Raw genomic sequence first — 11,701 nt, forward strand, 5'->3', positions numbered from 1 at the left:
CGTTATGAAGCAGTTAAGCCTCCTTGATAAACTGATTTTTTTGCTGAATCAAATAGCGGCCTTAGCACTGTTATTGTCGTTTGTTTTACCATATGTACCTCCAAAAACCTTTGCTGGACTCTCTGTTCTAAATTTGAGCGTTTCCTTTTTAATTCTTAGCAATGTTTTGTTCTGTCTGTACTGGTTGGTTAAGCTGAAAAGGCAATTGATGCTATCGCTTGTGGTATTAATTATTAGTTATTTTTCTTTTGGATCACTATATAAGTTTACTTCATCCAAAGAAGAAGCAAATAAAGATAGCATAAAGGTTATGAACTATAACATTAGGCTGTTTAATCTTTATGAATGGTTACCCGAAGCACATTTGGAAACAAAGATTGTGGATTTTATTAAGGCAGAAGCTCCAGGTGTTTTAAGTGTTCAGGAATACCATCCCCATGAAGCGATAGATCTTTCTTTCTTTAAGTATAAGTTCGAAAAGCTATCAGGAAAGAAAACGAAGTACGGCCAGGCTATTTTTTCACAATATCCCATAATAAACTCGGGTTCCATAGAATTTCCAAATACGGCTAATAATGCAATTTTCATTGACCTGGTAAAGGGTAATGATACGGTAAGGGTGTATAATATTCATCTAGAGTCACTACGTATTAATACTAAAGTTGAAAGTTTAAAGAAAGAAGATTCCGAAAGGCTTTTTAAGCGGGTAAGAGGAGCTTTTAAGAAGCAACAGGAGCAAACCGAGTTGTTTTTAGCGCATAAAGAACAATGTAAGTATAAAATGATAGTTTGCGGCGATTTTAATAATACGGCATTCTCGTATGTGTACCGAAAAATAAAAGGTAATTTACGCGATGCATTTAAGGAAGCAGGCAATGGCTTTGGACGTACCTATGATTTTAGGTACTTCCCGGTAAGGATCGATTTTATTTTAGCTGATGAAAGTTATCCCGTTAAGGAATTTAAAACCTATGACGAGCATTATTCTGACCATTATCCAATCATGGCGACTTTGGCTTTGAAATAATTACATAAGCAAACAGTCTACAACATCGGCAATAATATGGATTACCAAACCCAAAGCGACTAAGCGTGTCTTGTTGGGAATTAACAAGATAAGATATACCGTTATGGCATAATAACTGTGGAGTGGGTGAAAATTAATGCTACATCGGTTGGGGGAGAATATAGGGGTGGCCAGTAAATGATCTATATCTATCCAAAAACCCGATAGCATAATTAAAAAGGCCAGTTGCCATTTCGGTTTATACCAAATTAGGGCAACAAAAAGTGGCAGGAGGATATGACAACCATAATGAAGAAAGGGTTGTAGCATTATTGCGCAGGGATTACTTGGGATTCTAAATAGTTCAATGCATTAGGTCCCTCATTAAATAGAAGGTCCAATATGCTCAAATTAGGAATAAAGCCATGCTTATTGTCGAAAACTTGGGTGTAGGCATCAAAAGATTGTTGTTGTTCTTTTTTAGCATTTACCAGATACCTAAAATCTTCACAATTTTCAACAGACTTATTAAAGGTTTGGGATTTTGAAGTATTTAATTCTAATTGTAAACACTCACATATTACTTCAAAACATTTTAGGTTAAAGTCTAAAATATAATCCATTTTACAATTAAATAAAGGGAAAAGTTCGTCTTCATAATATTCAAAAAAAGGAGAGGTACGATAAGCAGATAAAAGGGATTTCCAATGTGTAACCTGCCAATTTTCAGCATTGAAAATTTTAACATCCTTGTATTTTTGACGATTCTTCTGGGTATGGATTACGGGAATGTGCAGTGCCAATTTCCCATTAGCCCCATAAATGTAAGTTCTGTTTCTATAGGTTTGTTTTAAAAAATTGTCTTCAACTTCAAATTGAATATGGTTCGCCTTAACCATGGCTACAAAATGTGCTATGTTAGGGAAATACGTAGGGTGTATTAAAACGGTCATCTGTGGATGCGTTTATTTGGTGGGTACTATGCTTATATTAAACGAAAAACAAATTAATCATTCTTCTTACGAGCACGCCATTTACTGTATCCAATCCATCCAAAAAGTAATACTATAAATGGGATAAAATAGGAGGTAGGTTTGCCACTGCCACCTACAGTAGTGAATAAACGTTTCCAACGTATTTTCTTAAAACCATCGGCAAACGAATCCCAACTCATCCAAATGAAAACAGGTTTTCCAACCACATGGTCAAAAGGAACGAATCCCCATGCCCTGGCATCTAGTGAGTTGTGACGGTTATCACCCATCATCCAGTAGTAATCTTGTTTAAAGGTGTAAGAGTCAGCTTTTGTGCCGTTTATATAAATTTGATTGCCCTTAACTTCCAAGGTATTGCCTTCGTATTCTGTTATGACCCTTTTGTAAAGAGGAAGTACTTCCAGATTGATGTCTACCGCTGTTCCTGCTTTAGGGATATACAAAGGTCCAAAGAAATCAACATTCCATTTGTAATTCGGGTCATGAGGGAACAAACTAGGATCCCTAACGCCTTTTTCCTGTTTTACGGGCATGATGCTGGCCACATTGGGGTGGTTTTTAAATTTAGCTAATGCTTCATCTGAAATAGCAGAAAAATAATAGGTGTTTTGATTGTTAATAATTTGGAATCTATCTGTAATATCGTATCTGTTTGCTAAAAACTTAGGGTTGAACTGATTTGTTTTTGGCTGTACATAATAACTAAATTGTAAGTGTGCCCGATCTGGTAATTCGTTTTGTTTGCCATTAATATACACATAACCATTTCTAATTTCCAATGAGTCCCCAGGGATACCTACACAACGTTTTACAAGGTTTGTTTTTTTGTCAATAGGTTTGTAGTAATTCCTGTTAGGGTGAAAGTTATTCATATCCAACAAAGTATCTGCTGGTTGGTTAAATACTACAATATCATTGCGTTCAATTTTTTCAAAGCCTGGTATTCTAAGGTATGGTAATTGTAATTTATTTTGCCAAGACGTTTTACGTTTGTTATAATCGTCATTGAACAAATACGATTTCTTTTTTAGAACAGGAATGGTATCATGAACCATTGGAGCAGCAACAGTTGTCATTGGTATCCTGGCACCATAATGAAATTTACTTACGAAAAGAAAATCTCCGACCAATAATGACTTTTCTAACGACGATGTTGGAATTGTAAATGGTTGAATAAAATAAGTATGTACAATGGTAGCAGCTACAATAGCAAATAAAATAGAACTTACCCAATCGCCTAAACCTGTTCTGGGGTGTAAGCTTCTGTTTTCAATATGTTTAACGTCGGCAACATAATTTAAATAATAGTTGTAGAAGCCAAGGGTTACTACAGCTAAAAATGTGTCCATGGGTTGGTTTTTACCAAAACTTCTTGCGGTTTCAACCCAAACAACAACAAACATAATGAGATTAACAATAGGTAAAAACAACAAAAATATCCACCACCAAGGACGGTTTATTATTTTCATCAATACAATGCCATTGTATACGGGAACAAAAGCTTCCCAGGCTTGTCTTCCTGCTTTAGTATATAATTTCCATGTGCCTAAACCATGAATAACCTGAATAATTAAAAAGCATATAAACCATTGTATTAACGTCATAATTGTAGTTTTTTTATCTTTAGTTAGTAGCCAAACTTACTAATGTTGTTACCGTTTTTAAATGTATTAACCAATATTTAACACATCATTCATAGTGAAGATTCCCGTTTTTCCAACCAACCATTCGGCTGCGATAACAGCACCAAGCGCAAAGCCTTGTCGGTTGTGTGCAATGTGCTCGATAGTAATGGTATCGACTTCACTTTCGTAATTTACAGTATGCGTTCCGGGTACATCTTCTATACGTTTTGCTACAATAGGTATGCCTGCATCTTCTTGTGTATCTAACGACCATGTTTTGTAACTGTCGTGGTTGGAGATTATGTCGTTAGCCAACGAAATAGCTGTGCCACTAGGAGCATCTAGTTTTTGAGTATGGTGAATTTCTTCCATAGAGACATTATATTGCTTTAGGTTGCTCATCATTTTTGCCAATGTTTTATTGAGTTCAAAAAAGATGTTAACACCTAAGCTATAGTTTGATGCATAGATAAACGCACCGTTTTTCTCTTTACATAAAGCTACCGCTTTTTCGTAGTCGTTTAACCAACCTGTGGTACCCGATACAACAGGAACGTTGTTGTTTATACAATTGGATATGTTATTAAAAGCTACTGTAGGGACGCTAAAGTCGATGGCAACATCGGCCTTGGTTATATCGTATTCTTTATCCTCTTTGTCAATGGCTAATACAATATTGTGTCCGCGTTTTATGGCAATCTTTTCAATAGTTTGCCCCATTTTTCCGTATCCAAGTAAAGCTATGTTCATTTTTAAAATTTGAAATTTAAAGTTAATCCAAGATTGCTTGTGGCATCCATCTTATCTATATTAAAATGAGGAGCCAAAGATAGGTTTTCATCCACATTGTATTGTAATAAATGTGCATCTACATTGGCATCGATTATATTCAAGGTATAAATACCTAAAATGACTAAAAGAGATATCTCTTTATTCCTTCTATAAAATTTTTGTCCGCGTTCCAATCCTTCTGTGGTTACTCTGGGTGTGGGGAGTTGGTTGCCCTGGGCGTCTAAATAAAACTCATCGTTAGTAAAACCGGCAAGTCGGCTTTTATACGCATCGCGGTAACGATTGTATTCTTTGTTGTTATTTATATAAAAATAAATACCTGTACCCAGAGCACCGTAAACAATGGGTATTTTCCAATACTTTTTATTGTAGGCTTGTCCCAATCCAGGTAAAATAGCCGAATAAAAAGCAGCACGTGCAGGGGATAAAGGATCGATAGGAGCCTTAGTAACCTGCAAGAGCGTATCCACTTCAATTGCTTTAGGAAGCTTAGTATCGGAAGTTTTTTTTTCTTGAGCTACTATTGTTAAAGAAAATAGTAATGAGACTATGCCCGTTATTAGGAGTTTATTTGGCACCTTGTACTAATTTTTTAATGCGGTTAAAATCTTCTTCTGAGTGAAAGGGAATGGTTATCTTTCCTTTTCCATTCTTAGAGACCTTAACGTCAATTTTATGCCCAAAGTATTCCGAAAAGGTTGTAATACCTTTTTTTATGTATTTAGGAACATTTTCGGTTTCTGCATCTTTTTTAGGAGTTACCTCAATGTTTTGCGTATTGTTAAAATTACGAATTAATGCTTCCGTTTCTCTTACAGAGAGTTTGTTGGAAAGAATTTTTTCATAAATATCCAACTGAATTGCTTGATCTTCAATTGCAATTAATGCACGACCATGGCCCATTGAAATAAAACCATCCCGCATTCCCGTTTGAATTATTGGATCTAATTTTAGCAAGCGCAGGTAGTTAGTAATGGTCGAACGTTTTTTGCCAACACGTTCACTCATTTGCTCTTGTGTTAAATTAATTTCGTCAATAAGACGTTGGTAGGACAAGGCTATTTCTATTGGATCTAAATCTTGACGCTGGATATTTTCAACCAATGCCATTTCAAGAGATTCCTGGTCATTGGCAATTCTTATATAAGCAGGAATGGTCGCTAACCCAATTAGTTTTGAAGCTCTAAAGCGTCGTTCTCCTGAGACTAACTGATAACTGTTAAAGTCAAGTTTTCGTACGGTTATAGGCTGAATAATGCCTAATTCTTTTATGGAAGAAGCAAGTTCTTGTAATGATTCCTCATTAAAATTGGTACGAGGCTGAAATGGATTAACTTCAATAAAATCGATATCTAGCTCAACAATATTACCTATAACTTTATCTGCATTTTTATCCTGTGCAGATTGAATATCGTTACTAGGGTCTTTTAAAAGTGCCGATAAACCTCTTCCTAAAGCCTGTTTTTTTGTTGCCTTCGCCATATATTAGGAGTTTTTATTGATAATTTCTTTCGCCAAACTTAGGTAGTTACTGGCTCCTTTACTGCTGGCATCATAATTTATAATGCTTTCGCCATAACTAGGGGCTTCGCTTAAGCGTACGTTGCGTTGTATAATAGTTTGGAAAACCATGTTGTTAAAGTGCTTTTGAACTTCGTCTACAACTTGGTTTGATAAACGCAATCGTGAATCGTACATGGTTAAAAGTAAGCCTTCAATATCCAGTGCTTCATTGTGAATTTTTTGAACACTTTTAATGGTGTTCAACAGTTTTCCTAAACCTTCCAGTGCAAAATACTCGCATTGAATAGGTATGATTACAGCATCGGCTGCTGTTAAGGCATTTAAAGTTAATAAACCTAGAGATGGCGCACAGTCTATTAAAATATAGTCATAGTCCTCTTTTATGTCGGCTAATGCTTTTTTTAACATATACTCGCGTTGATCTTTATCTACAAGTTCTATTTCAATAGCGACAAGGTCAATATGAGCCGGAATAATATCAAGATTTGGTGTTTCGGTTTTTATAATGGCTTCTCTTGCAGAATTAGAATGTTCTAAAAGCTGATAGGTGCCAATTTCAACAGTCTCGACATCAATGCCTATACCAGATGTTGCATTTGCTTGAGGGTCTGCATCAATTAATAATACTTTTTTCTCTAAAACACCAAGTGAAGCGGCTAAGTTTACAGATGTAGTTGTTTTACCAACACCTCCTTTTTGGTTAGCAATTGCAATAATTTTACCCATTAATGATTTGGTTTTTATGACTGTAAAAATACAATTATTTACGAGTATAAAAAATGTTACTTGTTAACAAAGCGCATGCTTAATACTTAGTCCTAAATTTCTTATATTTATTAAGAATCTTTATTGAAGAATTATTTTGGTATTTTTCATTTTTAAGTGGGTAATATGATAAAAATCATATTTTTAAAAGCACTTTGAAGTTACTTTTGGTTCCTAAATTAGGATAAAATTATCTTATTTGTAATGACCAACTTAATTAAACACATTATTATGATACTAAAACAAGACAAGTTAAAAATTAAGCTATCAAGCTTTTTAGCCTATTTAGGATTAGTTACAGTACTACTTACTGTGTCGTGTGTAAACACAAAAAAGAAAACTTATGAAAATACGGCCGATATCCCCGTAAATAGAGAAATGGTGGCCGAGTTAACAGCACCCCCTCATGTACCTACACCTGTAGGAAAGCGTTTGGCTAAAAAATTAATAGTCAACATGGAAATCCTTGAAAAGGAAGGGGAAATGACCGATGGTGTAAAATACGTATACTGGACTTTTGGCGGTAGTGTACCTGGTAGTTTTATTAGAACCCGGGTGGGTGATGAGGTAGAGTTCACGTTATCCAATCATCCAGACAATAAATTACCGCATAACATCGATCTACATGCTGTTACAGGACCAGGAGGAGGTGCAACATCGTCTTTTGTGGCACCTGGTCATGAAAAGACGTTCAGTTTTAAAACATTAAACCCTGGTTTATATGTGTACCATTGTGCAACAGCTCCAGTTGGGATGCATATAGCGAATGGAATGTATGGTTTAATTTTAGTGGAGCCAGAAGGCGGCTTGCCTCCTGTAGATAAAGAGTATTACATCATGCAAGGTGATTTTTATACTAAGGGCGAAAACGGCGAGCCTGGTTTACAGGCGTTCGATATGAATAAGGCTGTTGATGAAGATGCCGATTATGTTGTATTCAATGGTAGTGTAAATGCACTAACAGGTGATAATGCGATTACGGCGAAAGTAGGAGAAACTGTGCGTTTATTTGTTGGTAATGGCGGCCCTAATTTAACATCGTCATTTCATGTAATTGGTGAGATATTTGACAATGTTTTCGTTGAAGGTGGTGACATGATAAATGAAAATGTGCAAACAACGTCTATTCCAGCTGGAGGAGCTGCTATTGTGGAGTTTAGAGTAGATGTGCCCGGTACTTTTATTTTAGTAGATCATGCTATTTTTAGGGCTTTTAATAAAGGTGCTTTAGGAATGTTAAAGGTAGAGGGTGAAGACAATAAAACTATTTACTCTGGAGTTGTTCAAGAAGGTATTTATAACCCAGAAGGAGGAGGCGTACAAACCATGCCAGATGATGGTAAAGCAAAACAAACTGTAGCAACTACAGAGAAGACCTTAGCAGAAAAGATGGAATCTGGAAAACAAATTTATATGCAAACCTGTTTTGCCTGTCATCAGGCAGAAGGGCAAGGTATTCCTAATGCATTTCCTCCATTGGCTAAGTCAGATTACTTAAATGCCAATGTAGATCGCGCTATAGAGATCGTACTCAAAGGAAAGACAGGAGAAATTACTGTTAACGGTGAAAAGTATAATAGTGTGATGACAAGACAGTCGATAAGCAATGACGAAATTGCAGATGTATTGACCTATGTATATAACTCATGGGATAACAATAAAACCAATGTAACCAAAGCAATGGTTGATCGTGTTAAAAGTGGGCACTAATCAGTTATTAAGATAAAAAAATGAAAGCTGTTTTACGATTGACAATTTGCATATTGCTATTTTGGGTTCATCCGGCAGATTGTCAATCTAAAATGGTAAAAATAAAAGGAGGAACCTATATTCCGCTTTACGGACGTGATTCATTAAAGGTTACTATTGTAGATTTCCAAATGGATGTGTACCCCGTAACTAATAAAGAATTTCTTGAATTTGTTAAGGCAAATCCAAAATGGCAACGCTCTAAAGTAAAAAAACTATTTGCAGACAAAAATTATTTAAAAGATTGGAAATCGGATACCGAACTAGGAGACCAACAATCATTAAAAGCTCCTATTACAAATATCTCATGGTTTGCTGCAAAGGATTATTGTGAGTGTCAAGGAAAACGTTTGGCAACAATAGATGAATGGGAATACGTTGCTATGTCGAATGAAACGATTCCTGATGCGAGAACATTGAAAAGTTATAATGAATTTATCTTGGGGTGGTACGAAAAGCCAAAAACCTTTAATAATGAAATTGGTTCCACATTTAAAAATTATTGGAATGTCTATGACCTACATGGTTTGGTTTGGGAGTGGACTTTAGATTTTAATTCGGTTTTAGTATCTGGAGAGTCGAGGAAAGATGTGGATAATGATACCAATTTGTTTTGTGGAAGTGCAGCAGTAGGAGCGACCGATTTAATGAATTATGCAGCTTTTATGCGCTATGCTATTCGAGGTAGTTTAAAGGCTAAGTATGCCATGAAAAATTTGGGGTTTAGATGTGTAAGAGATATAAATGAATAATAATGAAGTACCTAAAATTTATTGTAGTACTGTTAGTTTTAACGGTTATTACTGCTTGTAAAGATAATGCTTCGCATAAAGTAAGTGAAGAGGAATCGGTTTATAAATGTCCTATGCAATGTGAAGGAAATAAAACCTATGCCAAATTAGAAGCCTGTCCGGTTTGTAAAATGGATTTGGTAATGGTTGAAAACCAAAGAACAAAATCAGTTGCAGACGATGTTATTTCAGATGAGTCTATTTTCAACCTTACAACTACCTGGCATACCGAAGAAGGGAGCACCGTTCAGCTTAAAGATTTAAAGGGGAAAACGTTGGTGATGGTTATGATTTATACAACATGTAAGGCGGCCTGTCCGCGTTTGGTAGCCGATATGCGAAATATTGAAGCCAAAATACCCAAGGATAAATTAAACGACCTTCAGTTTGTGTTGGTTAGTATCGATCCTAAAAATGATACACCTGCTCGTTTGAAAGCTTTTGCTAAGGAGAATTTTATGGATGGCGAACAATGGACATTTTTACAAGGCACAGAAAGTGGTGTAAGGGAATTTGCTAATGTACTTGCTGTAAAATATAAACAGATTTCACCTCTAGATTTTTCGCATTCCAATATTATTAGTGTTTTTAATTCAGGAGGCGAATTGGTTCACCAGCAGGAAGGTTTGGGAGTAGATAACAAAGAAACCGTGGATAGTATTTTAAAACTGGTACAATAGAATACCTGTAAATTAACTAGGAGTTAAATTCACAAAATACTACTTTTGCGGCTTTGTAAAAAATAAAGTTTTAGCTATAGTGACTTCCGTCATGTTTTGGAAGACCTGTTAGTTTTAAATTCGCAACATGATAAAACGTGTTTTACATAAAACAACCGTTGTTGTATTGATTATTGCATTGTTGTTCAATAACATCAATACCTTGGTTATTATGGGACACTTTTTATGGAATCAAGATTTTATTGCCGCGACACTTTGTGTTCAAAAAGATGACCAACAAGGGTGTAATGGTAAGTGTCATTTACAAGAGCAGTTGGCCCAAAACGATTCACGCTCTAATAATCAAGAAGCCCCTTTGCCAGAAAATAAACCGCAATCATTAGATGTGTTTTACATAGCTAAGTCGAGCACTATCGAAATACAGTTTATACAAACGCTATTGCCTAAAATTGTACTGTCAAGAAACGTCTTCAAAATAACAAAAACAGCTTTGGCAGTAGAAACGCCACCACCAATTTTAAGCTAATATTTATTTTTTAGAGACTGTTTAAATTTCAAAAATGGAATTTAAACAGTCTCTAAATCAGAAATGGTTTAAATCCAAATAGATTAACCTTTTCCGGCTTGCAAAAATAAGTTGGCTGGGAGGTAAATGGTATTCCTTAAAATTAATTATAAACAAGTATTCATTACTATGGGCAGTTTGTGTAACGCCTGTAAATGGATTGCTTATACCTAACTTTTTAAATTTAAATTATCGTAAAATAAAGTATATGCTTTATTCGGTGATCTCAAAAAGTTACTGGGTATATACCCATGGTATAATACAATCATACCTAAAATTTAAGCAAATGAAATTAAAATATATATTCCCAATCTTATTAGTTATTCTATTAATAACAGCATGTTCTACCGATAACGATGATACACCTGAACTAAATGAAGTTGAAGGTCTTTTAAAAATTCAAGAACTAACAAACGATAGCCATACCATAGAATTGTATACGGCATCGGGTAAATTTTATACTGGTTATAATGCGGTGAGTATCCGTATAAAAGAGCATAGTTCTGATACTTACGTATCTAATGCATCGTTAGTATGGAAGCCTATGATGCAGATGCCAAGTATGCAGCATTCATGCCCTAAATCGGTGATTGAAAAAGCGTCTGGAAAAAAGACAGTTTTCACAGGTTTTGTAATCTATCAAATGACCAATTTAGATGGTTCTGGTTGGACATTAACGATAGATTATTCTATTAACGGAGAAGATTATTCGATTAGTGAAGCCATAACAGTTGAGCAAAGTGAAAAGAAAAATGTAACTAGTTTTATGGGAACCGATGACAAACGTTATGTTGTAGCCCTAATTGAGCCTACTCAGCCTATTATTGGTGTAAATGATATTATAGTTGGAGTTTACAAAATGGAAAACATGATGTCTTTCCCTGTTGTAGAAGGCTATACATTGCATTCGGATCCTAGAATGCCAGGAATGGGTAACCATAGCTCACCCAATAATACCAATTTAACGTACAATCATGAAGAAGCCACATATCATGGAGAATTGTCATTAACAATGACAGGGTATTGGGTGTTAAACTTAAAACTTGCAAATGCAAAGGAAGAGGTACTTAAAGGCGAAGATGTAACAGAAGAGCATACGCAAAGTAGTTTGTACTTAGAACTCCAATTTTAATCGAAAAGAATTCCTTGAGGCTCTGACTCTGGGATAATTCGTTTCAAGAAATTCTTTATTAAAGGAATATTTTGTTT

Annotated in this window: 13 protein-coding genes; 6 read left to right on the forward strand and 7 right to left on the reverse strand. The window is 35.3% G+C overall.

From position 1 onward, the window contains the following. The first annotated feature begins 4 nt into the window (after positions 1 to 4). Positions 5 to 1,027, forward strand: coding sequence for an endonuclease/exonuclease/phosphatase family protein (locus JF259_RS02555; protein ID WP_199112982.1), 1,023 nt, complete (start codon positions 5 to 7; stop codon positions 1,025 to 1,027). Here JF259_RS02555 and JF259_RS02560 read toward each other — a convergent pair whose 3' ends face one another. The 7 genes from JF259_RS02560 to JF259_RS02590 form a co-directional block, all read right to left on the reverse strand. Next, positions 1,028 to 1,336 (reverse strand): DUF6122 family protein, encoded by a 309-nt coding sequence (locus JF259_RS02560; RefSeq protein ID WP_199112984.1) that lies wholly within the window; start codon positions 1,334 to 1,336, stop codon positions 1,028 to 1,030. Next, complete coding sequence (locus JF259_RS02565) at positions 1,336 to 1,959, reverse strand: WbqC family protein (protein ID WP_199112986.1); 624 nt, start codon at positions 1,957 to 1,959, stop codon at positions 1,336 to 1,338. Before JF259_RS02565 ends, JF259_RS02560 begins: the two co-directional genes overlap by 1 nt. A 53-nt stretch (positions 1,960 to 2,012) precedes the next feature. Continuing rightward, positions 2,013 to 3,605: a signal peptidase I gene (gene lepB, locus JF259_RS02570; RefSeq protein WP_199112988.1), complete on the reverse strand. Its 1,593-nt coding sequence runs from the start codon at positions 3,603 to 3,605 to the stop codon at positions 2,013 to 2,015. A 66-nt stretch (positions 3,606 to 3,671) separates the two neighbouring features. Beyond that, a complete protein-coding gene (gene dapB, locus JF259_RS02575) occupies positions 3,672 to 4,376 on the reverse strand; it encodes a 4-hydroxy-tetrahydrodipicolinate reductase (protein ID WP_199112990.1) in 705 nt (234 codons plus the stop codon). 2 nt (positions 4,377 to 4,378) lie between these two features. Then, entirely contained in the window at positions 4,379 to 4,996 is a 618-nt protein-coding gene (locus JF259_RS02580; protein ID WP_199112992.1) for a DUF5683 domain-containing protein, read from the reverse strand. Next, complete coding sequence (locus JF259_RS02585) at positions 4,986 to 5,900, reverse strand: ParB/RepB/Spo0J family partition protein (protein WP_199112994.1); 915 nt, start codon at positions 5,898 to 5,900, stop codon at positions 4,986 to 4,988. The genes JF259_RS02580 and JF259_RS02585 overlap by 11 nt, the downstream gene beginning before the upstream one ends. Before the next feature lie 3 nt (positions 5,901 to 5,903). Continuing rightward, on the reverse strand, positions 5,904 to 6,668 hold the full coding sequence (locus JF259_RS02590) for a ParA family protein (protein WP_199112996.1): 765 nt from the start codon (positions 6,666 to 6,668) through the stop codon (positions 5,904 to 5,906). A gap of 270 nt (positions 6,669 to 6,938) precedes the next feature. On the opposite strand from JF259_RS02590, the gene nirK reads away from it, so the two are divergent. The 5 genes from nirK to JF259_RS02615 all read left to right on the forward strand — a co-directional run bounded on the left by nirK (position 6,939) and on the right by JF259_RS02615 (position 11,624). Then, on the forward strand, positions 6,939 to 8,417 hold the full coding sequence (gene nirK / locus JF259_RS02595; RefSeq protein ID WP_199112998.1) for a copper-containing nitrite reductase: 1,479 nt from the start codon (positions 6,939 to 6,941) through the stop codon (positions 8,415 to 8,417). 20 nt (positions 8,418 to 8,437) lie between these two features. Then, the gene (locus JF259_RS02600; protein WP_199113000.1) at positions 8,438 to 9,208 is read left to right on the forward strand and encodes a formylglycine-generating enzyme family protein; all 771 of its coding nucleotides are present in this window, start codon (positions 8,438 to 8,440) and stop codon (positions 9,206 to 9,208) included. A gap of 2 nt (positions 9,209 to 9,210) precedes the next feature. Beyond that, positions 9,211 to 9,927 carry an SCO family protein gene (locus JF259_RS02605; protein WP_199113002.1) on the forward strand — a complete coding sequence of 239 codons (717 nt, stop codon included), beginning with the start codon at positions 9,211 to 9,213 and terminating at the stop codon, positions 9,925 to 9,927. Positions 9,928 to 10,054: 127 nt separating this feature from the next. Continuing rightward, on the forward strand, positions 10,055 to 10,453 hold the full coding sequence (locus JF259_RS02610; protein WP_199113004.1) for a hypothetical protein: 399 nt from the start codon (positions 10,055 to 10,057) through the stop codon (positions 10,451 to 10,453). Between the two features lie 325 nt (positions 10,454 to 10,778). Then, positions 10,779 to 11,624, forward strand: coding sequence for a hypothetical protein (locus JF259_RS02615; protein ID WP_199113006.1), 846 nt, complete (start codon positions 10,779 to 10,781; stop codon positions 11,622 to 11,624). The last annotated feature ends 77 nt before the right edge of the window (positions 11,625 to 11,701 follow it).

The organism is Snuella sedimenti (assembly GCF_016428595.1).
Lineage (GTDB): Bacteria > Bacteroidota > Bacteroidia > Flavobacteriales > Flavobacteriaceae > Snuella > Snuella sedimenti.

Excerpts from the sequence above, each read along its gene's own strand:
- JF259_RS02555 (WP_199112982.1), top strand. The coding sequence starts at position 5 with ATGAAGCAGTTAAGCCTCCTTGATAAACTGATTTTTTTGCTGAATCAA.
- JF259_RS02560 (WP_199112984.1), bottom strand. The coding sequence starts at position 1,336 with ATGCTACAACCCTTTCTTCATTATGGTTGTCATATCCTCCTGCCACTT.
- JF259_RS02565 (WP_199112986.1), bottom strand. The coding sequence starts at position 1,959 with ATGACCGTTTTAATACACCCTACGTATTTCCCTAACATAGCACATTTT.
- lepB (WP_199112988.1), bottom strand. The coding sequence starts at position 3,605 with ATGACGTTAATACAATGGTTTATATGCTTTTTAATTATTCAGGTTATT.
- dapB (WP_199112990.1), bottom strand. The coding sequence starts at position 4,376 with ATGAACATAGCTTTACTTGGATACGGAAAAATGGGGCAAACTATTGAA.
- JF259_RS02585 (WP_199112994.1), bottom strand. The coding sequence starts at position 5,900 with ATGGCGAAGGCAACAAAAAAACAGGCTTTAGGAAGAGGTTTATCGGCA.
- JF259_RS02590 (WP_199112996.1), bottom strand. The coding sequence starts at position 6,668 with ATGGGTAAAATTATTGCAATTGCTAACCAAAAAGGAGGTGTTGGTAAA.
- nirK (WP_199112998.1), top strand. The coding sequence starts at position 6,939 with ATGATACTAAAACAAGACAAGTTAAAAATTAAGCTATCAAGCTTTTTA.
- JF259_RS02600 (WP_199113000.1), top strand. The coding sequence starts at position 8,438 with ATGAAAGCTGTTTTACGATTGACAATTTGCATATTGCTATTTTGGGTT.
- JF259_RS02605 (WP_199113002.1), top strand. The coding sequence starts at position 9,211 with ATGAAGTACCTAAAATTTATTGTAGTACTGTTAGTTTTAACGGTTATT.
- JF259_RS02610 (WP_199113004.1), top strand. The coding sequence starts at position 10,055 with ATGATAAAACGTGTTTTACATAAAACAACCGTTGTTGTATTGATTATT.
- JF259_RS02615 (WP_199113006.1), top strand. The coding sequence starts at position 10,779 with ATGAAATTAAAATATATATTCCCAATCTTATTAGTTATTCTATTAATA.